Raw genomic sequence first — 23,280 nt, 5'->3', positions numbered from 1 at the left:
GCTTACGCGGTGTCTTGCGTCGGGGTAATGGCGCTGCGCGCTGGCGCGCGGGTGGTTTTTTTTTGGCGGTACCGTGTCGGCTGGCGACGGCTCGGTGATGGCTTGGTGACGGCTAGGTGTCTGACACCCCTGGGGCTTAACCGTAACGAGTGCAAGCCGGTCTACGCGGGGTGTCTGACACCGGGTTAGAAACGCTTCGCGTGTCAGACACCAAACTGGTTTGCGTTACTTCGTCGCCACCTTCTCCGGCGGGACCGGATTATCCCAGCCGCCGCCGATGGCGCGAATCAATGCCACCGTCGACCGGGCCTGTTCGGCAGTCAGTTGCACCGACACGCGTTGCTGCAAGAGCACGCTGCGGTCGGCTTCAATCACGTCCAGATAGCTGATCGAGCCTTCGCGATACTGCGTGTGCGAGAGTTTCGCGGCGCGGGCAGCCGCTTCTACCGCCTCGTTCTGGGCCTTGGTCTGGTCCGCGAGGATGCGCAGGTTCGCCAAGTTGTCTTCGACTTCGCGGAACGCGTTCAGGACGGTCTGGCGGTAGACGGCGACGTCTTCTTCGTAGACGGCGCGGGCGCGGTCCAGGCCGGCTTGGCGGCGGCCGCCATCGAAGATGGGCATGGACAGGGCGGCGCCGACGAGGGGGCCGAGCAGGAACGTGCGGCTGGACCACTGGAAGAGGTTGCCCAGTTCCGAGGACTCGTAGCCGAAGGCGCCGGTGATGTCCAGGCGGGGGAAGAACGCGGACTTGGCGGCGCCGACGCGGGCGTTGGCGGCGGCCATGGCGCGTTCGGCGGCGGCGATGTCGGGGCGGCGTTCGAGCAGCGTGGAGGGCAGGCCGGCGGGGATGGTCAGCGCGATCTTTTCGATGGGCTGTGGCGGCATGGTGAATTCGGACGGGGCGCGGCCCAGCAGGACGGCCAGCGCGTGTTCGGCGGTGGCGCGGCGGCGGTCGATGCCCAGGGCCTCGGATTGCGCGGAGGCGAGTTCGGCCTTGGCGCGTGCCAGGTCCAGTTCACTGATGTCGCCAGCGTCGTAGCGGCGCTGGATGAGTTGAAGGGTGTCGGTGCGCAGCTTGACGGTCTGGTGGTAGAGGCGCGATTCGGCGTCCTGTTCGCGGACCAGGAAGTAGGTGGTGGCGACGTCGGCTTGCAGGGCGAGCAGGACGGAGCGGTAGAGCGCTTCGCTTTGCTGGGCGTCGGCGGTGGCAGCGTCCACTGTCGATGCAACGCGGCCGAAGAGGTCGGCTTCGTACGAGACGGTGCCTTGCGCGCGCCAGGTGGTGACGGGCGAAGTCGACGTGCCGTCGGGCAGGCCTTGCGAGACGGCCGAGGGGCGTTGGCGGTTGGGGCCAAAGCCGGCGTCGAGGCTGGGGAAGAAGCCGGAACGGGCTTCGCGTTGCAGGGCGCGGGCCTGGGTGAGGCGGGCGGCGGCGGCCTGCAGGTCCTGGTTGGCGCGCTGGGCTTCCTCTTCAAGCTGGTTCAGGCCTTCGTCGTTGAAGACCTTCCACCATGCGCCGCGCAGGGCGTCCTCAGAAGGTTCGGCGGGCTTCCAGGTGCCCGCTTCGGACGCGGGCAGGGCGGCTTCCTTGAAGGCGGCGGGCGTGTCGGCCGTGGGGCGCTGGTAGGTCGGACCCACCGCGCAGCCGGCCAGCACAAGCAGCATGGCGAGCAGGGCGGATCCTCGGGTCAGTCTTTTGATCATGATGACGTTTCTCTTTGGCGCGCGTCCCGTGCGAATTCGGACGGGACGCGCTGGCTACTCTTTTTTCTGTCGGCTTACGCGTGGTGTTGCGGAGCGGGCGGCGCGTTGGGGTCGATGTGCGGCACGCAGACGGGCGCTTCATGCGGCGCGGCGGAGTGCAGCTTCTTGCCGCCGAGCGAGCGCAGCAGGACGTAGAACACCGGCGTGAGGAACAGGCCGAACAGGGTCACGCCGAGCATGCCGAAGAACACGGCGACACCCATGGCGTGGCGCATTTCGGAACCGGCGCCGGAGGACAGGACCAGCGGCACCACGCCCATGATGAACGCGATGGACGTCATCAGGATGGGGCGCAGGCGCAGGCGGCTGGCTTCGATGGCGGCTTCGAGCGGCGTGCGGCCGTTCATTTCAAGCTCTCGGGCGAATTCGACGATCAGGATCGCGTTCTTCGCGGACAGCCCCACCAGCACCATCAGACCGATCTGCGTGAAGATGTTGTTGTCGTTGCCGGTGAGGTAGACGCCGGTGAGCGCGGCCAGGATGCTCATCGGCACGATGAGGATCACGGCGAGCGGCAGGGTCAGGCTTTCGTACAACGCGGCCAGCACCAGGAAGACGAGCAGGACGCTGATGGGGAATACCCACAGGCCGGCGTTGCCCGCGAGGATCTGCTGGTACGTGAGGTCGGTCCATTCGAACTTGACGCCACGCGGCAGGGTTTCGGCGGCAACGCGCTCGGCGGCGGCTTGCGCCTGGTCGGACGAGTAGCCGGGCGCGGGGCCGCCGTTGATGTCGGCGGCGGTGTAGCCGTTGTAGCGCACGACCATTTCGGGGCCGAAGGTCTGCTTGACGGTGACCAGCGAGGACAGTGGGACCATGTCGCCAGCGGCGTTGCGGGTCTTCAGTTGCAGGATGTCGTCGGCGTGCGCGCGGAAGGGCGCGTCAGCCTGTGCGCGAACCTGGAAGACGCGGCCAAAGCGATTGAAGTCGTTGACGTACATGGAGCCCAGATAGATCTGCATGGTGTCGAAGACTTCGGTGACCGGCACGCCAAGCTGCTTGGCCTTGACGCGGTCCAGGTCGACGTCGAGCTGCGGGACGTTGATCTCGTAGCTGGAGAACGTGGGCCCCAGTTCCGGCGTCTGGCGCGCCTTTTCCAGGAAGGCCTGCTTGGCCTTGTCCAGTTCGGCATAGCCAAGGGCCGCGCGGTCTTCCAGCTGGAGCTTGAAGCCGCCGAGCGTGCCCAGACCCATGACGGGCGGGGGCGGGAACACGGCGATGAACGAGTCCTGGATGGCCGCAAACTTCTGGTTCAGGGACGCGGCGATGGCATTGCCCGAGAGCTCGGCGTTGTTGCGTTCGCCGAAAGGCTTGAGCGTGACGAACACGATGCCGGCGCTGGAGCTGTTGGTAAAGCCGTTGATGGACAGGCCGGGGAAGGCGATGGCGGATTGCACGCCGGGTTCCTTCAGGGCGATGTCGCTCATGCGGCGGATCACGTCTTCGGTGCGGTCCAGCGAGGCGCCGTTGGGCAGCTGCGTGAATCCGATCAGGTATTGCTTGTCCTGCGCGGGCACGAAGCCGCCGGGCACCAGGTACGACACGCCGATGGTCGCGGCGACCAGCACTGCGTATACGCCCATCGCGCCGGCCTTGCGGCGGATGACGCTGGCCACGCCCGTGCCGTAGGACTCGGACGCGCGGCCGAACATGTTGTTGAACCAGTTGAAGAAGCGGCCGAAGACGCGGTTCATGCCGCGGGTCAGCCAGTCGGGCTTGTCGTGGTGGCTCTTGAGCAGCAGGGCCGACAGGGCGGGCGACAGGGTCAGCGAGTTGAAGGCCGAGATCACCGTCGAGATGGCGATGGTCATGGCGAACTGCTTGTAGAACTGGCCGGTCAGGCCCGTCATGAAGGCAAGCGGCACGAACACGGCGCACAGCGTCAGCGCGATGGCGATGATGGGGCCGCTGACTTCGCGCATGGCGCGATAGGTCGCGTCGCGTGGACTCAAGCCGGCCGCGATGTTGCGCTCGACGTTTTCGACGACCACGATGGCGTCGTCCACCACGATCCCGATGGCAAGCACCATGCCGAACAGCGACAACGCGTTGATCGAGTAGCCGAACATCAGGAGCAGCGCGAACGTGCCGACGATGGACACGGGCACCGCGAGCAGCGGGATGATGGACGCGCGCCAGGTCTGCAGGAACAGGATCACGACCAGCACGACCAGCGCGATAGCTTCGAGCAGGGTGTGCACGACGGCTTCGATACTGGAGCGCACGAACTGCGTGGGGTCGTATTCGATGCGGTATTCCACGCCCGGCGGGAAGTCCTGCGCCAGTTCGGTCATCGCGGCGCGCACCTGGCTGGACACGTCCAGCGCGTTGGCGCCGGGCGACTGCATGATGCCCATGCCGACCGCCTGCTTGTTGTTCAGGAGCGAACGCAGGCCGTATTCCTGGGCATCCAGTTCCACGCGGGCCACGTCGGACAGGTGCGTCACGGCGCCGTCCGGTGAGGTCTTCAGGATGATGTCGCGGAATTCTTCTTCGGTCTGCAGGCGGCCGCGTGCGTTCACGTTCAATTGCAGCGGCACGTCGCCCTGCGTGGGCGAGGCGCCGATCACGCCGGCGGCCACCTGCACGTTCTGCTCGCGGATCGCGTTGACGACTTCGGAGGCGGTCATGCCGCGCTGCGCGACCTTTTGCGGATCGAGCCACACGCGCATGGAGTAGTTGCCCGACCCCCACACCGTCACTTCGCCCACGCCCGTGATGCGCGACAAGCGGTCCTTGACGTTCAGGATCGCGTAGTTGCGCAGGTAGGTGATGTCGTAGCGGTCATTGGGCGAGATCAGGTGCACGACCAGCGTCAGCGTGGGCGAGCTCTTGGCCGTGGTCACGCCCAGACGCTGCACGTCCGGCGGCAGGCGCGGGAGCGCCTGCGACACGCGGTTCTGCACGAGCTGCTGCGCCTTGTCCGGGTCCACGCCCAGCTTGAAGTTGACCGTCAGCGTCAGGTTGCCGTCGCTGTTGGCCTGCGACTGCATGTACAGCATGTCTTCGACGCCGTTGATGGATTCTTCCAGCGGCGAGGCGACGGTTTCGGCGATGACCTTAGGGTTGGCGCCCGGGTACTGCGCGCGCACCACCACGGATGGCGGCACGACTTCCGGGTATTCGGAGATGGGCAGTTGGAACATGGCCAGCAGGCCTGCCAGCAGCACCAGGATCGACAGCACGCCGGCAAAGATCGGCCGGTCGATGAAGAATTTCGAGATATTCATAAACGTTCTCGTTCGACGCGTCGGCTCAGTTCTGCGCCGAGGCGGTCTTGACCGGGTTGCGCTTGGCGGCAACCATGGGGACAACGGTCGGGGTCACGGCGTCGCCGGGGCGGATGCGCTGCAGGCCGTTGACGACGATGCGCTCGCCGGCAGCCAGGCCGGAATCGACGACGCGCAGGCCTTCCTGATTGGCGCCCAGCTTCACCTGGCGGTAGACGGCGTGGTTCTTGTCGTCCAGCACCAGCACGAAGCGCTTGTCCTGGTCGGTGCCGATGGCGCGTTCGTCGATCAGCACGGCCTCGCGGGGGTCGCTGCCGCCCAGCCGGATGCGGGCGTAGAGGCCCGGCAGCAGGGTGCCGTCGGCGTTGTCGAACTCGGCGCGCACGCGGATGGTGCCGGAGGTGGCGTCCAGGCGGTTGTCCACCGACTGCACGGCGCCGGTGCGCGAGTAGCCGTCTTCATTGGCCAGGCCCAGTTCGACCGGCACCGCGCCATTGCGGCCGTTGCGGGCGGGGTTCACGTAACGCAGGAACGTTTGTTCGTCCACGTCGAACGATGCGTACATCTTGGACACCGACACCAGCGTGGTCAGCGGCACCGATGCGGCGCCGGCGGCGACCACGTTGCCCACGGTGACTTCGGCGCGCGACACGCGGCCGTCCACGGGGGCCTCGATGCGCGTGTAGCCCAGGTTGAGCTTGGCGTAGTCCAGCGCGGCCTGGGCGCCCTGCAGGTTGGCGGCAGCTTCGCGGGCGGCGTTCTGCTTTTCCTCGAAGTCGCGGCGGGCGATGGCGTTGTCGGTCAAGAGGCGCTGGCCGCGCGCCAGTTCCGAGGCCGTGTAGGCGGCGCGCGCCTTGGCGGCGGTCAGCGCCGCGGCGGCGCGGTCGACTTCAGCCGCGTAGGGGCGCGGGTCGATGGTGAAGAGCACGTCGCCCTTCTTGACGATGCTGCCGTCCTTGAAATGGACGGCGGTCAGCGTGCCGGAGACCAGGGGGCGGATGTCCACGCGGTCGATGGCTTCCAGGCGGCCGGAATAGCGCTGCCAGTCGACGATCGTCTTGTTGAGGACTTCGGCCACCTCGACCGGAGGCGCGGCGGGGGCGCCCTGTGCCATCGCGACATTGCCGCCGGCCGGGCCGCGGGTGAGGGCGTATCCGCCGCCCGCCGCCAGCACGGCTGCAAATACGACGAGCACAGCAATACGTTTACGCGAAACCATGGTGTTTCCTTGAGTGGTCTTTTAGAGGCGGAAGCGCGCTTGCCCGGTATGCGGGGGACGACGAGTCGGCGGGGCGGGGATGCCAGTCCTAAGAATCCGGAGCTATAAGGATATGCTGCGGTGCAGCATCGACCGGGGTCGCTTATCCAGAGGCGGCGGGCGCCTGATCAGGGCGGGTCGCTGCGGGGGCGGAATCTGAGGATTGACATGCCCTTTTCTTGCGCCGGGCGGCAAGGGCACTTCAAGATGGTTTGCATTCTGAGTGTTTTGTCCGGACGGATAAACCTATCTATCCCGGCAACACTGTTCGTGGAGAATGACTAATCCAGGCCGAAATCGGGTTATGCTCCGTCCACCCCGACTTATTTGCCTAAGGACACCCTTGCCATGGACCGCTTTCAGGCTATGCAGGTGTTTGTGCGCGTCGTGGACGCCAATAGCTTCACCCGGGCGGCCGACAGCCTTTCGCTTCCGCGCACCACCGTCACCACCATCATTCAGAATCTGGAACGCCTCCTGGGCGTTCGCCTGTTGAACCGCACCACGCGCCGCATCGGCCTGACGCCCGACGGCGCGGGCTATTACCAGCATTGCGTGCGCATCCTGGCCGACGTGGAAGAGACCGAGGCCTGCTTCCAGGAAGCGGCGCTGCGGCTCAAAGGCCGGCTGCGCATCGATGTGCCGACCTGCATCGGCCGGCTGATCCTGATTCCCTCATTGTGTGATTTCCACGACAAATACCCCGACGTCGAGTTGGTGCTGGGCCTGGGCGACCGTCCGGTCGACATGGTCCAGGAAGCCGTGGACTGTGTGATCCGCGCCGGCGATCTCGAAGATTCCAGTCTGGTCGCCCGCCGCATCGGCACCCTGCAGACCGTGACTTGCGCGTCGCCGACCTACGTGGCGCGCCACGGCATGCCGCAGACGATCGAATCGTTGCGCGACCACCACGCGGTGCATTATTTCTCCAGCCGCACCGGTCGCAACTGTGCCTGGGACTTCAAGGTGGACGGCAAGCACCAGGAAGTGGACATGAAGGGCACGGTGGCCGTGAACGAAGCGGGCGCCTATCTGGATTGCGGGCTGAAGGGCTTTGGGCTGATCCAGACCGCGCGCTACATGGCGCTGCCGTATCTGCAATCGGGTGAGCTGATCGAGATCCTGCCGCAGTGGAAGCCCAGCTCCACGGCAATTTCGGTGCTGTATCCGCAGAGCCGGCAGTTGTCGCCCAAGGTGCGGGCCTTTACCGACTGGGTGGCCGAACTGTTCGCCGGGTGTCCGCTGCTCAGCGGCCGCGACGAGACCGATCCGGCCGCCGCGTCCTGCGCCGTCTATCAGCGCAATCAGGGACAGACCGCCCCGGCGCAGCCCCCTGTGCCGGCGATTCCCGCGCTGGCCGACATGGCCCCGCGTCGCCGCACCGCCCGCGAGGAAGCTGCGGAATACGCGCTGTAAAGCCGCGCAGTCTGCACGACGACTTGGCGGACCCTCGGGTCCGCCATCTGCGTTAAGCACGGGAAACCCCGTAGTAAATACAGCCCTTACGTCCCTCGTATTGCATGAAACGTCTGTATAGTCCGACAGTCAAAGCCTACAACGCCCTTACAGTCGATCCGCTATGCAGCCTGTTCTACCCGCCTACCTGATCGCCCGTTGGCTGTTGCTGCTTGTGCTGTTGGCGGGGGTTTACTTTCTTAGCGGATTCCTGGTTCCGGCCCTGGCGGCGCTGATCATCGGCCTGGCCAGCTGGCCCCTGTACCAACGCCTCGTCGTCCGTTGCGGTGGCCGCACGGCGGTTGCCGCGTCGCTGGCGCTGCTGGTCGTCATCGTGGTGCTGATTGTCCCGTTGTCGCTGGCCCTGTCCTACGCCATCAAGGAAGCCAGCGCTTTTGTCGCCTGGGCCATCGCGGCCAATCGCCACGGCGTGGACGTGCCTGCGTGGATTTCGTCCCTGCCGGTAGTGGGCGATCGCCTGGGACAGTACTGGCAATCCTATATCGGCCAGCCCCACGCGCTGGGCGCGCTGGTCGAAGCCGTCAGCGGCGAACACCTGGGCAACATCTACCGCATGGCGCTGGCCGCCACGGGCAACGTGTTCCAGTTGCTGCTGACCGTTCTCTTCATGCTGATCACGCTGTTCTTCGTCTACAAGGACGGCATCCGCATGGTTGCGCAGCTGGACGTGCTGGGCGAGCGCATTCTGCCCGCGCGCTGGCAGCGCTTTTCGCGCGTGGTCCCGGCCACCATCAATTCCACCGTCACCGGCATGGGCCTGATCGCGTTGGGCGAAGGCGTGGTGCTGGGTATCGCCTACTGGGTCGCGGGTGTGCCGTCGCCCGTGCTGTTGGGCGTGGTCACCGGCTTCATGGCGCTGATTCCCGGTGGCGCGCCGTTGTCGTTCACGCTGGTGTCGCTGTATCTGGTGGGCTCGGGCCATGTGGTCGCGGGCATTGCGCTGATGGTCTGGGGCAGCGTCGAACTCTTCATCGTCGACAAAACCCTGCGCCCGCGCCTGGTGGGCGGCCCCGTCAAGCTGCCGTTCCTGCCGACCTTCTTCGGTCTGGTGGGCGGCGTGAAGACCATGGGTATCGTGGGATTGTTCGTGGGGCCGGTGCTGATGGCGCTGCTGGTGGCGGTCTGGCGCGAATGGGTCCACCACGAGGTCCAGGAGCGCGACGCCGCCCGGCTGACCCCGCCGCCGGTCCGCCCCGAGAAGACGCCAGCGGGCTAAGGACGCGCCAGCGGGCCGGCGGCCTTGCCATTTGGTAATCTAGCCATCCCGCGTGACCGGCGCCTTGCCCGGTGCGCGCCTGCCCGCCCGCAGACGCGCCGCCTACGCCGCGGGCTGTGAGGATCAAGATGTCCGGGTTATTGCCTGATGATCAGATAGCCGTCCTGCGCGAGCAGGGCTTTGTGGTGGCGCGTCAGTTCGCCAACCCCGAGCAGGTTGCCGCGCTGCGTGCGCTGGCCGAACGCCATTTGCGCGATCACGTCGCACCCATCGAATACGAAGCCGACCTGCGCTATCCCGGCGCGCCGCAATCGCGCGCGGCAGAAGGCGGATTGACCGTGCGCCGCCTGCTCAACGCCTACGCGCGCGACCCCCTGTTTGCCCAATGGGCCACCGATCCGCGCATTGGGCAGTGGCTGAAGCGTTATTTCAACGAGACGCCCGTGCTGTCCACCGTGCACCACAACTGCGTGATGACCAAGCACCCTGCGTACGGCAGCCTGACGGGCTGGCATCAGGACATCCGCTATTGGTCTTTCTCGGACACGGATCTGGTGTCCTGTTGGCTAGCCCTGGGTCCGGAGACGCGCGCCAATGGCGGGCTGTCGTTCATTCCCGGCTCGCACGCGGCGGCGTTCGCGCCAGACCAGTTCGACGACAAGAAATTCTTCCGCGAGGACGTGCCGCAGAACGCCGACTGGATCGCGCGCGCCGTCTGTCCGGAACTGCAGGCGGGCGATGTGGTGTTCTTTCACTGCCGCACCTTGCACGCCGCGCAGGGCAACAGCAGCGACCGTGTGAAGCTGTCGGTGGTTCATACCTACCACCCCGAGTCCTGCCATCCGCTGCCGGGCACCCGGTCGTCGTCGCAGGCGGGCGTGCCGCTGGCAGGGGCGTGACGCCCCGGAATGCCCGTAGACTGTCGCATCAATGATCCGCGCGCCGGCAACGCACCCATGCCGGTCCGGTCCGCAATCCTTACTTCGGAACTGAAGCAACATGCGTGAAAAAATTGTCTTCATCGGCGGCGGCAATATGGCCTCCGCCATCATCGACGGACTGATCGGCCAGGGCCGGGCGTTGACCGATTTTCTGGTGATCGAACCCTACGCGCCGACGCGCGAGGCGCTGGTCGCACGCGGCTTGCCCTGCCAGGAAAGCGTCAGTGCCGACATCGGCGACGCCGCCCTGTGTGTGCTGGCCACCAAACCGCAAGTGCTGCGCGAAGCCTGCGGCCAGGTCCGGCAGCATCTGCCTGCCGATGCCACGGTGGTCAGCATCGCGGCGGGCGTCGAACTGGCTGCGTTGTCGGAATGGCTGGGCGGGCACGCGCGCATCGTTCGCGCCATGCCCAACACGCCGGCCAAGGTGGGCCTGGGCATGACCGGCCTCTTCGCCACGCCGGCTTGCGAGCAGGCCCAGCGCGATCAGGTCGATGCGCTGTTCGCGGCGGTCGGCGAACGCATCTGGACCGAATCCGAAGCCATGATCGACGCCGTCACTGCGGTGACGGGCAGCGGCCCCGGTTACGTGTTCCATTTCATGGCGGCGCTGGAAAAGGGCGCCGTCGAATTGGGCTTTGCGCCCGCGGACGCGCGCCGGCTGGCCGTCGCCGCCTTCCGCGGCGCGGCGGAACTGGCCGCCAGCGAAGACGTGCCGTTGACCGAACTGCAGGACCGCGTCACCTCCAAGGGCGGTACCACCTACGCCGCGCTGTCGCACATGCAGCAGGCGGGCGTTGCCCAGGCCATCACCGAGGCCGTGCACAAGGCGCAGCAGCGCGCCCGCGAGTTGTCGGCGGGGTAAAGGCCCGGGCGCGGCAACGGGCCGTCAGCGATGACGGCCCAGCCGCCACAGCAAGACGGCTGCAATCACGATGGCCGCGACATTGAACTGCATGGCCGACGCGAACGCCTGCGCATGGCGCTCTGCTGCGCTGGCGTCCGCGTAAGCCTCCAGCGCACCGCCATACAGCATGCCGGCCGCCGACACACCCAACGCGGCGCCCACCTGCTGCAAGGTCGACACCACGCCCGCCGCCATGCCGGCCTGGCGGTCTTCGACCAGCCCCATCGCCAGATTGACCAGCGGCGTGTTGACCGCGCCTTGCGCCGCGCCCAGCCACACCAGCGCAGGCAGCAACGTCCACGGCGACAGGCTGGCGCCGGCGATGCCGGTCTGCATCATCAGCGCCGCCGTCGCCCCGCCGTACAGCAGTGCGGCCAGCGCGATCGCCCGCGTGCCGTACCGGGCGACCAATCTTGGCGCCATCATCGATCCCGCCACAAATCCGACGCTCGCGGGCGCGAAGATCATGCCGGCCGTCAACGCATCTAGGCCAAAGCCCGTCTGCACCAGCAACGCGTAGCAAAGAAACATGGCGCTGGCGGTGGAGAACACCAGCATTACGACGAGGCACTCCGCTGCAAAGCGTGGCTGCGCCAGCAAGGCCATGTCCACCAGCGGCACGCCGCCGCGCGCGGCGATCCGGCGCTGCAGCCGCACGAACGCTGCCAGTGCAACCACCGATGCCCCGCCGCAGGCGAGCGTCCAGGCGGGCCAGTTCTGGGCGGGGCCCTCGATCAACGCCAGCAACAGCAACGCCAATCCCAGCCCCACAAGCGCGGCGCCGGGCCAGTCCATCGCCGCGCCCGAGCGCTCGGCGGATTCCGGGATGTGCCGGGCGAGCCAGCACGCCAGCAGCCCCAGCGGCAGATTGATCAGAAAGATGGCGCGCCACGCCAGCCCGAACAGATCCGCATGGACGATCCATCCGCCCAGCACTTGCCCGGCGATGGCGGCCAGCCCCAGCGTCATACCCAGCAGCCCAAACGCCCGGCGCCGCGCATGCCCCTCGAAGCTGACGCGGATCAGCGCGTACACCTGCGGAAACAGCAGGGCTGCCGCCGCGCCCTGCAGGATGCGCGCGGCGATCAGCGTGTTTGGCGTGGGCGCCAGTCCGCACAGCGCGGACGCCAGCGCAAAGCCTGCCATGCCCAGCATGAACAGCCGTCGCCTGCCATGGCGGTCGCCCAACCGGCTGCCCGCGATGAGCAGCACGCCATACGCCAGTTCATAGGCGGCGATGATGAAGTTGATCTGCGCGAAGCTGGCCGACAGCGTGGCCTGCATGCTGGGGATGGCCACGTTCACGACGAACAGGTCGAAGATCGTGATGAAGCCGCCCGATAGCAACACCGCCAGGCCGAGTTTGCCGAGACGCGGTGAAGCGGGGTCGGCAGGGGCGGCCGATGGCGTGGCTGAAAGGGTAGTGGTCGACATGAAAGCGTCCAAAAAAGTCAGGATCGGCGCTATTCTGGGCGGACCTTTAGCCTTATACAATTTAGCTGTTTATGCTATTACTACGTGCAACCCTGTCATGACTGAACCCGCCATTTCGCGCCGTCTGGATCGCACCCGCGCAGACCTGTCCGAGTTCCTGCGCCTGCGCCGGGAACGGCTCACTCCCGCCGACCTGGGACTTCCGCCCGGCCGCCGCCGCCGCACGCCGGGGTTGCGTCGCGAGGAAGTGGCGGCGCTGGCAGGCGTTGGACTCGCTTGGTACACGTGGTTTGAACAGGGGCGCAACATCAGCGTGTCGGCCAGTTTTCTCGAAAACCTGGCGCGCGTGCTGCGGCTGGACGACGCCGAGCGCCGCCACCTGTATCTGCTGGCGCACCAGCGCCCGCCGGCCGAGACGGGCCGCACGTGGTGCACCGTGCCCGCGCAGGTTCGCCGCTTGATGGATGACCTCCCCACGCGGCCCGCCTACATCCTGAACCTGCGTTGGGACGTGGTGGTCTGGAACGCCGCGGCGGACAAGGTGTTCAATTTTTCCGGGCAGGCGCCGGGCCGGCGCAACCTCCTCTGGATGCTGTTCGTCGATCCCGCGATGCGTGAACGCTTTGTGGACTGGACGGCGCAGGCGCCTCGCATGCTGTCCTCGTTCCGGCGCGATTTCGCCAGCGCTGCGGGCGTGTCCGACATTGCCGAGCTGGTCAATGAACTGGAACGCGTGTCGCCCGACTTCCAGTCCTGGTGGCGCGAGCACGACGTGCATGGCTCGTGCATGGGCCTGCGTACGCTGCACGTGGAATCGCTGGGCAATATCGCCTTCGAGCACGCCACCTTGAGTGTCGACGAAAGCCGCCACCTGCGGTTGGTGGTCTATGCACCCGCGCCGGATGAACCCAAGGCGGAGGACTTTGCGCGGTGGGTTCGGGGCGGTCTGGCGGTGTCGGAGGATCGGTGAAGTAGACCGTCTCCGGGGCGTTGGGAGAGGTGTCGGCTGCGCGGAGTTGACGCCTACGATACGACGGGTATATCGTACGAGCTATCGTAAGACATATCGTAAGAGCTACTCATGCCCCAAGATGCTTCCCGCAACCACACCCATCACGGCCGTCACCACGGTCATTTCGGCCACCATCACGACGGCCATCACTACGGTCACAGTCACCACCCGCGTCATCACCACCCCCACCATCACCACCAGCGACACGCCAGTGCGGGTGGCGACTGGGTTTCCGGTGCCCCCGACGGCCGCGGCGACGCCGACGGCTTCGGCAGCGACGGGCGCGGCTTCACTCGCAGCCGCAAAGTCTCCAGCGACGATCTGCAACTGATGCTGCTCGGCTTGCTGGAACAAAACCCCAGCCACGGCTACGAACTCATCAAGGCACTCGGCGCGCTCAGCAACGGTTTCTACACGCCCAGCCCCGGCATGGTCTACCCCGCGCTGACGTATCTGGAAGAGCTGGGCTACGCCACCGTCGAGCAAGAGGGCGCCAAGAAGCGTTATCACCTGGCGGAACCGGGCAAGGCGCATCTGGATGCCAACCGCGACCGCCTGACGCTGATGTTCAACAAGCTCAAGCATGTGGCGCGCAAGATGGACTACATGCGCCAGGCCTGGAGCGGCCAGCCGCGCACCACGGGCCCGGAGGGCGAGGACGCCCGCACCGGCTGGCTGCCCGAGTTCGTGGAGGCGCGTCAGGCGCTCAAGCGCGCGCTTCTGGACAGCACCGACGCCTCGCCCGCAGAACAACGACGCATCGCGGCCATCCTGGCGCGTGCGACCGACGAGATCACCGGCAAATCCGGCGCGTGATCCCGTCCCACCCCACTGGAGTTTTCATGACTCAAAGCGACCTGACCGTGGCGCGTGTGCGCCACACCCTCAAGATGCGCACGCTGACCGTCACGCGCGTCGAGCGCATTGCCGGCCTGCTGGCGCGCATCACCTTCACGGGCGAAGATCTGCAGGACTTCGTGTCCGCGTCATTCGACGACCACGTGAAGATCTTCTTTCCCGCCGATCCCTCGCAGCCGCTCGTGCTGCCCACGGCCGGGCCCGACGGCATCAAGTTTCCCGATGGCGTGACCCGGCCCGCGGCGCGCGATTACACGCCGCGCCGCTTTGATACGGCGCGCCAGGAATTGGAAATCGAATTCGTGCTGCACGGCGACGGCCCTGCGTCGACGTGGGCCGAACAAGCCACGCCAGGTCAGCAACTGGGCGTCGGCGGGCCGCGTGGTTCGTTTGTGGTGCCGACGGCATTCGACTGGCATGTGCTGATCGGCGACGAGACCGCATTGCCCGCCATCGCACGGCGGCTGGACGAACTGCCGGCCTCGGCGCAGGCGCAGGTGCTGATCGAAGTGCCGGCGGCGTCCAACGAAATCCCGCTGCAAACGGCCGCCAAGGCGTCGGTGCGCTGGCTGCATCGCAACGGAACGGCGCCGGGCTACAGCACGCTGCTGCTGGAAGCGGCGCGCGAACTGGCGTTGCCGCCAGGCGAAGGCTATGTGTGGGTGGCGGCCGAATCGGCCACGGCAAAAGCCGTGCGCGAAATCATGGTGGCGCAGCACGGCATCGACAAGAGCCGCATTCGCGCGGCCAGCTATTGGAAGCGCGGCGCGGTTGCCGTGCATGAATCGCACGACGATTGAGCACGTCACGACAAGGGCGCTGCAAGTAGGGCGCCTCAATAAGGCGCGCCACTAAGCGCGCCACGCAACGGCAACGCGCAACGGTGCTACGCAACCGTGCCACGCAACGGTGCTACGCAACCGTGCCACGCATCGGTGACACACAACGGTGTGGCGCAACGGTGTGGCGCAACGGCGCGCCGCCGACGTAGCCATCGATCATGGCGCCATCGCCCACGCCGCGTCAGGGCTATTTGGCGGTCTGCGCCAGCGCCAGCAGATTCGCTGCCCGTCCACCCGCCGTGTCGCGCAAAGCCAACCCGAGCACGGCGCGCGGCCATTCCAGCGCGAACGGCCGATACACCACGCCATCCGGCCGCAGGTGACGCAGCGACGCCGGCACGATGGCCACGCCCATGCCTGCCGCCACCAGATTCACCGCCGACGACAACTGCGGCGCTTGTTGCCCGATGCGTGGATTCATCCCGTGCTGCCGGTACGCCGCCATGATGTCCGCGCTGAGTCCATAGCCCGATTTGCGCGAATACAGAATGAAGGTTTCGTGCTGCAGGTCCGCGGGGGCGAGGCGCTTGCGGCGCGCCAGCGCATGACCCAGCGGCAGCGCCACCACCAGCGGCTCCTCGACCAACTGCGTGAACGCCAACCCGCCGTCCAGCGCGAAGGGCGGACGCACGAACGCGGCGTCGATCGTGCCATCGCGCAACTGCGCCACCAGTGTTTCACTATCTCCCTGAGATAGCGTCATCTCGACCTCCGGATAGCGCTCGCGATATTGCCGGATCAGCTCGGTCACCACGCCATTGAAGGACGCTGATTCGGTAAACCCCAATGTCAGTTCACCGACCTCGCCGCGCGCGGCGCGCTGGGCCGTGCGCACTGCGGCGTCCGCGCGTTGCAGGATGTCCTGGGCGCACGCCAGGAATGCGCGTCCCGCGTCGTTCAGCGCCACGCCGCGGCCCATGCGGTCAAACAGCGGCGTGCCGACTTCCTGTTCAAGCTGGCGGATCTGCTGGCTGAGCGGCGGCTGTGCCATGTTCAGCAGTTCGGCCGCGCGCGTGAAATGCTGGGCTTCGGCAGTGACAACGAAATAGCGCAGATGACGCAGTTCCATTTGATATCCAAAAAGTACTGAGATGCGATTTTCAATATATTGGACATTCTAATGGCGCGCGCCGATCATGCAGTCATCAGATCCCCGAAATGAAGGAGCGCCCATCATGACTGCCAATCCATCCCCCGGCGCGCGACTGCGCCAACACCTTTCCGACAGCATCGTGGTGGCGCCCGGCGCGTACGACGGCCTGTCGGCCCGCCTGGTCGCCGCGGCCGGATTTGCAGCGGTGTACGCCAGCGGCGGCGCGATTGCGCGCGCCGCCGGCTATCCGGACATCGGTCTGCTCAGCTTCACCGAGGTCATGGACCGCGTGGAAAAGATCGTCGAGGCCAGCGGCCTGCCCGTGGTGGCGGATGCGGATACGGGCTTCGGGGGATCGGCCAATGTGGAGCGCACGGTCCGTACGCTGGAGCGCGCGGGCGTGGCCGCGTTCCATATCGAAGACCAGTCCTTTCCCAAGCGCTGCGGCCACCTGGACGACAAGAGCCTGGTGGACGCCGGCGAGATGGCCCGCAAGGTCCACATCGCGCGCCAGACGCTTGCCGACGCGGACACGCTGGTCATCGCGCGCACGGACGCCATCGCGGTCGAGGGCTTTGACGCCGCCATCGCACGCGCCGAGCTGTACCTGAAGGCCGGCGCCGACATGATCTTCGTCGAGGCGCCTGAAACGCTGGCGCAGATTCGCGCCATTGCCGAACGGTTGCCGGGCCTGAAACTCATCAACATGTTCTACGGCGGCAAGACGCCGCTGGTGCCGCTGCCGGATCTGGCCGCGATGGGCTATCGCCTGGCGATCATCCCATCGGACCTGCAGCGCGCGGCGATCCACGCGATGCAGGCCACGCTCCAGGCCATCCGGCAGACAGGCGACAGCAGCGCGCTGGCGGACCGCCTGACCAGCTTCGCGGAGCGCGAAGAGATCGTGCAGACCCGCCGTTATCTGGCGCTGGACGCTCAGTAGGCGCGAGATGCCGCCGTGCGATTGCAGCCGTGCGGCATCCGCAGCGGCCACAGCCGTTGGCCGGCCGCGCCGTACAGCGTGCGGATGCCGCATTGCATCTTCACCTGCGCCAGCATCTGGCCGGCGTGGTCGATGATGCGCGAATCGTCTTCCGTGGACACCACCGCGCGTTGGTCCGTAAAGCCCGACAAGGCCCGGAACTCGGCTGGAATGGCGAACTGGCCCTGGACGTTCACGTAGCCGTAGCTGCGGTCTTCGCTCGCGGGCGCCAGGCCTTCGCGCATCGGACCCAGCGCGTCGAAAGCCGGTCCCGTCAGCGCACCCTTGGCGTCCACCCAACGCACGCCGCCGCCGGACAGCTGCGTCACGGCGCGTCCTTCCGAAAACGCGGACCCAAAGCCTTCGACCGTCACCCGGGTCTTGCCCGAGAGATCGGTGTAGTCCGTCATGGTGCCGCGGTCCGCCGAGTAGTGGCGGATCAGCAGGTCGGAACGCGACGGCCAGCTCCACTCGCCCTTGGGCAGGGTCGCCAGGATCTTGCCGTTGGCGTCCATCACGTGCGTGCCGGCCGCGTCCGCTGCCAGCGCGCGCGCCGGCGCGCCCTGGAATGCGGTGCCGATACGGGACGATGGCGCGATCTGCCAGGCGCCCTTGGCGTTCAGGTAACCCTGACGGTCGGCGCGGCGGATCTCCATCCAGTCACCCAGGCGGACGTAGTCGGCGTCCTTCATGTCCAGCGCGTCCTCGCCGTCCGGCGAGATGATCCAGCGGCGCTCGCTATTGCCCGCGCTGACCGAGCCGTCTCCAAAATCGCCCACCTGCAAGGCGCGCATGAACGCGGTCAGCGCCTTGCCCTTGGTGTTGAAGACCGCGGCGGGACGTTCGTATTCGTTCTCTTGCTTGCCCGGCTGCGTCACGCGCCACAGCGTGTCGTTCACGCGTTCCGCGCCTTGATGGCTGGCCGGCAGGATCCACCGCCCCTGCAGGTCGATGACGCCGACGCGCCCCGTGCCCAGCGAAGCGACGGCCTGGCCATTCTGGAACTCGCCGATGCTGCGGAACGCCGGCGCGGCCAGCTCCTTGCCGGCGACGAAGTCGTACAGGCCCCACGGCGCGCCGTCGGCCGCTGTCTTCAAAAAGCGCACCACGCCCGGGGCGACGACCTGCGTATCGAAGTTCTCGGGCAGTTCGAACGTCTTGCCGGCACGGTCGATCATGCGTACCACGCCGTCGCCATACACCTGCGCGTAGCCCTGGCGGAACATACCGATGTGCTGCTGCGCGGGCAGGTCCAGCGGCTTGCCGCGTGCATCCAGCAGCACCATGCCGTCGGCCGTCTCGGCCGCATAGCGCAACCGGTCCGCCGTGAGATCGGCGCCGTCGCCGGCGTCGTCCAGTGGCGTCACGGCGGTCCACGACGGATCGGTGACCGTGCTGCCGTCGGCCAGCAGCAGTCCCACCTGGACATCGTCGCAGTGGCAGTGGCTTTGACCCAGCAGGCCCAGCGGCGCGCCAGGCACGCCGGCCGGCAGTGACTGGAGCTGCTGGTTCTGAAGCGTCTTCACTATCTCGGGCTTGAGGAGCGCCTCGCCGTTCTTGTCCAGCACATTGAGCAGCGCGCCTTGCGCGTCGGACAGCCACAGATTGCCTTCGCGCGTTTCCATGCGGCGGGCGTCTGCCAGCCACGCGGGCGCCGCGTCGCCGTGCACCCACGCGCCCGTCGGCGTCAGCACGCCTGCGGTGCGGCTAGAGCCGTCCACGAACAACACATAGCCTTCGCGTTCGTCGCCGGCCGACAGGCCCTTGCCCAGCGTCAAGGGCTGCGGGCGCCCCGGCACAAGCGCCACGAGGTTTTCTCCGGACGGGTACACGATGGTGTCGGCAAAGCGTTGGGATGCCTGGCCTTCCGCGTCCGTCAGCGTCGCGATCACCGCGCCGTCGCGGTCCAGCACCGCAAAGCCCGCGCGGCGCGGCAGCGCTGCGCTGTAGAAAGCCTTGCCCACGGGGTTCATGCTTTCGTATTGCTGGTCCGCGCCGATCAGTTTGCCGTCCCCCGTCACCAGCACCGAACCTTCAGGGCCATAGCCGGTGGCCAGGTTGCCGCTGTCCTGCGCGTAGATGTCGTCCAGCACCGGTTCCACGACCCAGTTCCAGTCCTTGTCGACCACGCCGTACTTGGACTGGCCATTGGTGGCGATGTACAGGCCCTTGTCGCCCAGCGGCCGCGTGATCACGACGCCGGTTCCGCCGTAGCGCCGCTCGCCCTTGGCCGAGCGGTACTCCTCTTTGTACTGGACCGTGGCGCGCGCGGGCACGCCGTCGTACAGGCGCACCGCGCGCACCACGTCTTCGAACGGTTCGCCCGCAGGATTGCCCTGGCGATCGATCAGCAGCGGTTTGCCGTCCAGCGTCACAACTGCCAGTCCGACCTCGACAAAGTCCTGCACCGCGTCGAAGCGGGGCGGAATGGCCATGCGGCCATTGCGGTCGATGAAACCCCACTTGCCTTGCCAACGCACCGCGGCCAGCCCGTGGCGGAAGTCGCCAACCGCCTCGAAGATCGGTTCGATCGCGACGCGGCCGTTCTGGTTGAGAAAGCCCCATGCGTGGCGGCGCAGCGAGCTGTCGCGAGGTACGCGGTCGATGCTCTCGATGGCGGACGGCAGCAGCACCGCGGCGCGGCCGTCGTGCAGGTCCCGGATGCAGCCGTTGCCGAAGGGGTTGCGCGAGGAAATGTCGTCGGCTGCCGGATACGCTTGATAGTTGGCTTCGCTCAGGCAATAGAGGTGGCCAGTCTGAATGTAGGCCGGCTGCGCAGGGCCGGACTGCGCCTGCGCGGATAGGGACACGCCCAGCGCGGCGAGGGCGCAGGCGATGCGGGTGGTTCGTAGCACGCGTGACGTCATGATCATTCTGCGTTGGCGTTGGCGGTCTCGGCGACGGGCGGTTTGACGCCGGTGGCCTCGGGGCAGGTGAGCTTCTGGGGCGGCCAGCTCTGCTGGTCCTGCGCATCCACGATCACCATGGTGTCGCACAACACGCCGAACAGCGCGGTCGTGTTGCCCTTGGTATCGATGTACTCGATCAGCCGATTGCGGCGGACCAGCGCGCGGCCTTCGTGGAAGCTGTCGGCCCAGGTGAACGCCGGCGCAATCGCATAGCGTCCGGTCAGGTCGACGTACCCGAACAACTTGCCGGTGCGTTCCAGGCGGCGGGCCCGCGCCAGGCCGTCCTTCAGGGGGCCAAGCTGATTGAAGTGCGCGCCCACGACGCGCTTGCCGTTTGCGTCGATAAAGCCGTACTTGTTGTCGCCATCGCTGTAAGGCACGACGCCTTCGCTGGCTTTGTCATAGTCGACGGCGTGGCGGCCCGGCAGACGCGCGATTTCGCGTCCTTGCAGGTCCACCAGGATGCTGGACGAGCCCTCGTCGTCGTTGAATACCACGCGCTGCATCGAAGCCAGCGGCATGCCATCGCCCCATTTTTCCAGCATCGTCTTGCCGGTCTGGTCGATCACGCGATAGCCCGCGCCGCTGTTGGCGCGCGCCAGGCCTTCGGGCTGGGTGAAGAACGGATTGAATTCTCCATAGCGCGCCGGCACCTTCATGTTGCCGCGCGCGTCGATGGCGCCTTCGCGCTCGTCGAACTTGATGTAGAGCCAGTCGCCGTACTGCTGTTTGTCTTCGGGACGGCCGTCGGAGACACGAATCGCGCCGCCTTGCGCGTCGAACAACACCGCGCTCGCGTCGGCCAGTTCGCCAAGAAAACGTCCATCCTTCAGCTTCTGCGGTTTGCCTACTACCGGCTCGCTTGCCTTGCCGGTGCGCAGGTTGATGACGCGATAGGCGCGTTCGGTGTAGCCGCCGCGCTTGCGCGTGTCTTCGGGCGCTTCGGCCAGCATCATGCCGTTGCCCAGGTATTCCAGGTCGTAGGCGCCGTCGTAGCGGGCAGGCACCACCCACTGCCCCTCGCGGTTGACCACGCCCCAGCGATTCTTGTCCCGCACCTTGGCCCAATCGTCCTCGAACTCCTGGACTTCATCGAAGGCCGGCTTGAGCACGGGCGCACCCTTGCGCACATTCCACAGGCCCATGCGGCGCTGGCGGTTTTCGTTCACCGCGCGATATTGCAGCAGTTCGCCGTCGAGGCGCGATGCGTCGTCCAGCACGTTGGCCGGAACCGCCACCGTCTGCCCGCGGGTATCGATGAGCAGCGCATCGCCGCGCAGCATGTCCTTCGTGCGGGCCCAGGTGTAGGGGCCTTTGAAGGGGCGCATTTCGCTGTACTGGGGCTCGATGGCCCACCTGCCGTCCGCGCCGATAGCGCCAACCGCGCCGGCTCGATCGGCCTTTGAGCGCGCCACGATCGGCAGCGTGACGTCGTAGGTGTCGATGTTTGCCCAGTCAGGGTTCGTGACGATATCGCCCGCCGCCGTCAGGATGCCGAGCGGCTGGTCATATTCGCTGGGACGCAGGAGTGCCAGCGGCGCAGCGGCATCGGCGGCGGACGCGCGCGCGTAGTGGAACTCGCTGACGTCGTAGCCGCGCAGCTTGGCGACGGTGGTTTCGTCAAGGATGCCCAGGCCATCGGGGTTGTAGATCTGATGCAGCGTCTCGTCGTCCGCGACGGCGTTGACGCTGCTTTGCACGGCGTCGGCGGCTGCGGTAGCGGTGTCGCTGGCGGCGTCCATGGCAGCGTCCATGGCAGCGTCTGCGGTCGCTTCTGACGGCGTTGCGGGGGTTGGGGCTGCGTCCGCGTAGGTCGCCTCTTGCGCCGCGTCCGCGGCCTCAGCTGCGACCGGCGGATCCTGGAACGCGGCTGCGGTCTCCGCTTGCGACGCGGCCTGCACGGCTGCACCCGCCGCCGCCGCCGCGGCCTCGTCTTCCGCGCTCATGTCGTCACGGACGGCGTCCATGCCGGCGCCCGTCGTGCCTGCCGAAGAGACAGGCACGCCATACACCCACGCGCGTCCCTGATGAATCTTGACGTCGCCGTTGCGCAGGGCGAGCAGTTGCACGCTGCCTGCGGGATCGATCAGCAGCGTCATGCCGGGTTCGGCCGCAAAGCCCCAGCCGTCGCGGCGCTGCACGCCCAGATAGTCGCTCTTGAACGCGTGCAGGGGTTCAAGCTTGCCGTCCAACAGCACCGAACCGCCCTTGTCGTGCCGCGCCAGCCAAACGCCCGGCGCCAGCAATTCGACGCGTTCGTAGCGCTGTTCAGATAACGGCTCGCCGCGCGCATCCACAAATTCCCAGGCGCGTTCGCGGTTCACAGCCAGCACGTCGCCATCGCGCACCGGCGGGGCGAGCGAGCGCAGCACCTGCGGGCTGATCGCCCATGCGCCGCTTTGGTCCAGCAGCCCCCACCAGCCGCCGTAGCGCGAGTCGCGCGATTGCGCCGGCAGATAGTCGCCCGTCGGTTCGGCCAGTGCCATCACGCCGTCGGGCAGCGTGGCTGGTTTTCCGGTTGCGGTGTTGAAAAGGCGCGGCGGCGTCGGGATCTCCATCGCCGCGAGCTTCTGGCCGGGCTGGAACCCGCCGGTGCGCGTACCCAGCGGAAACGTCTTCACGACCTGGCCCTGGCGGTCGATCAGCACATCCCGGCCGTCTTCCTCGGCCAGCGCCGTGCCTTCGGCATTAAAGCCCGTGGCTTCCGAAAAGCGCGGTTCGATGACCCAGCGTCCACGCTTGTCGATGTAACCCCAGCGTTCATCCTGGCTGACGGCGGCGAGGCCATTCTGGAAGGATCGGGCGTCCGAATACGCAGGCGTGATCGACATCACGCCCTGCTTGTCGATGTAGCCCCACGCCGCGGATTCGCCATCGGCGGTGCCCACGAGCACCGCGGCCAGACCTTCCTGGTAGGGCTGATGACACATGGTCCCCGCGCCTTCGCCGTAGCTGCTGTAGGAGCACTGCTGCGTCCAGTCGGGCCGCGCCTGCGCGTTGCCCGGCGCCAGCAGCGTCATCCCGGCCAGCGTCACAACCAGCGCCAAGGGCTTGAAGAAGGGCGCCGCCGTCATGGCTTGCAGGCGCGGCGCAAGACCGCGGAAATGAAAGAGCCAGACCGGGCGTGCCACATGATTCGATGCCTGCCGAATAATTGGGAAGGCAGCACTGTAACCAGGGGTACCCGGGGACGGATCGGCAGATGTAACTATTGCAGACGAAGCGTTAACATCGCCGGCCCTTTGGCCTGAAATGCGGCTAATTTCATCTAACGGTTCGCAAGTCGGGCATATTCAGATGTCACCTGCTGCGAAGATACATTTTCCTCACTAGGGTCGACTTCCAGTTCCGGACGGAT

15 protein-coding genes are annotated in these 23,280 nt (G+C 66.8%); 8 read left to right on the top strand and 7 right to left on the bottom strand.

Annotated elements, in window-relative coordinates; all coding sequences use genetic code 11:
* Nucleotides 1–225: 225 nt before the first annotated feature.
* The 3 genes from B3446_RS10640 to B3446_RS10630 form a co-directional block, all read right to left on the bottom strand.
* Nucleotides 226–1,704: an efflux transporter outer membrane subunit gene (locus tag B3446_RS10640; RefSeq protein ID WP_175184820.1), complete on the bottom strand. Its 1,479-nt coding sequence runs from the start codon at nt 1,702–1,704 to the stop codon at nt 226–228.
* A gap of 74 nt (nt 1,705–1,778) precedes the next feature.
* Nucleotides 1,779–4,994: an efflux RND transporter permease subunit gene (locus B3446_RS10635; protein WP_291380790.1), complete on the bottom strand. Its 3,216-nt coding sequence runs from the start codon at nt 4,992–4,994 to the stop codon at nt 1,779–1,781.
* Between the two features lie 25 nt (nt 4,995–5,019).
* Nucleotides 5,020–6,213 (bottom strand): efflux RND transporter periplasmic adaptor subunit, encoded by a 1,194-nt coding sequence (locus tag B3446_RS10630; RefSeq protein WP_291380788.1) that lies wholly within the window; start codon nt 6,211–6,213, stop codon nt 5,020–5,022.
* 387 nt (nt 6,214–6,600) lie between these two features.
* Between B3446_RS10630 and B3446_RS10625 the strand changes: the two genes are divergently transcribed.
* From B3446_RS10625 to proC, 4 genes are all read left to right on the top strand, one after another.
* Nucleotides 6,601–7,668, top strand: a complete 1,068-nt coding sequence (locus B3446_RS10625; RefSeq protein WP_291380786.1) for a LysR family transcriptional regulator — start codon at nt 6,601–6,603, stop codon at nt 7,666–7,668.
* A gap of 163 nt (nt 7,669–7,831) precedes the next feature.
* Nucleotides 7,832–8,944 (top strand): AI-2E family transporter, encoded by a 1,113-nt coding sequence (locus B3446_RS10620; RefSeq protein ID WP_175184818.1) that lies wholly within the window; start codon nt 7,832–7,834, stop codon nt 8,942–8,944.
* Between the two features lie 128 nt (nt 8,945–9,072).
* Nucleotides 9,073–9,843 (top strand): phytanoyl-CoA dioxygenase family protein, encoded by a 771-nt coding sequence (locus B3446_RS10615; protein WP_291380783.1) that lies wholly within the window; start codon nt 9,073–9,075, stop codon nt 9,841–9,843.
* A gap of 100 nt (nt 9,844–9,943) precedes the next feature.
* The gene (gene proC, locus B3446_RS10610; RefSeq protein WP_191579531.1) at nt 9,944–10,750 is read left to right on the top strand and encodes a pyrroline-5-carboxylate reductase; all 807 of its coding nucleotides are present in this window, start codon (nt 9,944–9,946) and stop codon (nt 10,748–10,750) included.
* 24 nt (nt 10,751–10,774) lie between these two features.
* On the opposite strand, the gene B3446_RS10605 is transcribed toward proC, so the two are convergent.
* Complete coding sequence (locus B3446_RS10605; protein ID WP_291380780.1) at nt 10,775–12,226, bottom strand: MFS transporter; 1,452 nt, start codon at nt 12,224–12,226, stop codon at nt 10,775–10,777.
* A gap of 97 nt (nt 12,227–12,323) precedes the next feature.
* Here B3446_RS10605 and B3446_RS10600 point away from each other — a divergent pair, with 97 nt between their 5' ends.
* From B3446_RS10600 to B3446_RS10590, 3 genes are all read left to right on the top strand, one after another.
* A complete protein-coding gene (locus B3446_RS10600; protein WP_291380778.1) occupies nt 12,324–13,196 on the top strand; it encodes a helix-turn-helix transcriptional regulator in 873 nt (290 codons plus the stop codon).
* 111 nt (nt 13,197–13,307) lie between these two features.
* Entirely contained in the window at nt 13,308–14,054 is a 747-nt protein-coding gene (locus tag B3446_RS10595; protein ID WP_291380776.1) for a PadR family transcriptional regulator, read from the top strand.
* A gap of 26 nt (nt 14,055–14,080) precedes the next feature.
* Nucleotides 14,081–14,896, top strand: a complete 816-nt coding sequence (locus tag B3446_RS10590; protein ID WP_291380774.1) for a siderophore-interacting protein — start codon at nt 14,081–14,083, stop codon at nt 14,894–14,896.
* Nucleotides 14,897–15,125: 229 nt separating this feature from the next.
* Here the strand turns inward: B3446_RS10590 and B3446_RS10585 are convergent, their stop codons facing one another.
* Entirely contained in the window at nt 15,126–16,007 is an 882-nt protein-coding gene (locus tag B3446_RS10585; protein ID WP_291380772.1) for a LysR family transcriptional regulator, read from the bottom strand.
* A gap of 106 nt (nt 16,008–16,113) precedes the next feature.
* On the opposite strand from B3446_RS10585, the gene B3446_RS10580 reads away from it, so the two are divergent.
* Nucleotides 16,114–16,974, top strand: coding sequence for an isocitrate lyase/PEP mutase family protein (locus B3446_RS10580; protein ID WP_291380770.1), 861 nt, complete (start codon nt 16,114–16,116; stop codon nt 16,972–16,974).
* On the opposite strand, the gene B3446_RS10575 is transcribed toward B3446_RS10580, so the two are convergent.
* On the bottom strand, nt 16,968–19,880 hold the full coding sequence (locus B3446_RS10575) for a WG repeat-containing protein (RefSeq protein ID WP_291380768.1): 2,913 nt from the start codon (nt 19,878–19,880) through the stop codon (nt 16,968–16,970). The genes B3446_RS10580 and B3446_RS10575 overlap by 7 nt on opposite strands.
* A 2-nt stretch (nt 19,881–19,882) precedes the next feature.
* On the bottom strand, nt 19,883–23,053 hold the full coding sequence (locus B3446_RS10570; RefSeq protein ID WP_291380766.1) for a WG repeat-containing protein: 3,171 nt from the start codon (nt 23,051–23,053) through the stop codon (nt 19,883–19,885).
* Nucleotides 23,054–23,280 lie beyond the last annotated feature (227 nt).

It is taken from the genome of Achromobacter sp. UBA5777, from assembly GCF_002418565.1.
GTDB classification, from domain to species: Bacteria; Pseudomonadota; Gammaproteobacteria; order Burkholderiales; family Burkholderiaceae_B; genus Achromobacter; species Achromobacter animicus.
The sequence above is the reverse complement of the archived record's forward strand: the minus strand, read 5'-3'. Positions and strand labels throughout refer to the sequence as shown.

Excerpts from the sequence above, each read along its gene's own strand:
- B3446_RS10635 (WP_291380790.1), bottom strand. The coding sequence starts at position 4,994 with ATGAATATCTCGAAATTCTTCATCGACCGGCCGATCTTTGCCGGCGTG.
- B3446_RS10600 (WP_291380778.1), top strand. The coding sequence starts at position 12,324 with ATGACTGAACCCGCCATTTCGCGCCGTCTGGATCGCACCCGCGCAGAC.
- B3446_RS10595 (WP_291380776.1), top strand. The coding sequence starts at position 13,308 with ATGCCCCAAGATGCTTCCCGCAACCACACCCATCACGGCCGTCACCAC.
- B3446_RS10640 (WP_175184820.1), bottom strand. The coding sequence starts at position 1,704 with ATGATCAAAAGACTGACCCGAGGATCCGCCCTGCTCGCCATGCTGCTT.
- B3446_RS10575 (WP_291380768.1), bottom strand. The coding sequence starts at position 19,880 with ATGACGTCACGCGTGCTACGAACCACCCGCATCGCCTGCGCCCTCGCC.
- B3446_RS10585 (WP_291380772.1), bottom strand. The coding sequence starts at position 16,007 with ATGGAACTGCGTCATCTGCGCTATTTCGTTGTCACTGCCGAAGCCCAG.
- B3446_RS10615 (WP_291380783.1), top strand. The coding sequence starts at position 9,073 with ATGTCCGGGTTATTGCCTGATGATCAGATAGCCGTCCTGCGCGAGCAG.
- B3446_RS10605 (WP_291380780.1), bottom strand. The coding sequence starts at position 12,226 with ATGTCGACCACTACCCTTTCAGCCACGCCATCGGCCGCCCCTGCCGAC.
- proC (WP_191579531.1), top strand. The coding sequence starts at position 9,944 with ATGCGTGAAAAAATTGTCTTCATCGGCGGCGGCAATATGGCCTCCGCC.
- B3446_RS10580 (WP_291380770.1), top strand. The coding sequence starts at position 16,114 with ATGACTGCCAATCCATCCCCCGGCGCGCGACTGCGCCAACACCTTTCC.
- B3446_RS10625 (WP_291380786.1), top strand. The coding sequence starts at position 6,601 with ATGGACCGCTTTCAGGCTATGCAGGTGTTTGTGCGCGTCGTGGACGCC.
- B3446_RS10590 (WP_291380774.1), top strand. The coding sequence starts at position 14,081 with ATGACTCAAAGCGACCTGACCGTGGCGCGTGTGCGCCACACCCTCAAG.
- B3446_RS10630 (WP_291380788.1), bottom strand. The coding sequence starts at position 6,213 with ATGGTTTCGCGTAAACGTATTGCTGTGCTCGTCGTATTTGCAGCCGTG.
- B3446_RS10620 (WP_175184818.1), top strand. The coding sequence starts at position 7,832 with ATGCAGCCTGTTCTACCCGCCTACCTGATCGCCCGTTGGCTGTTGCTG.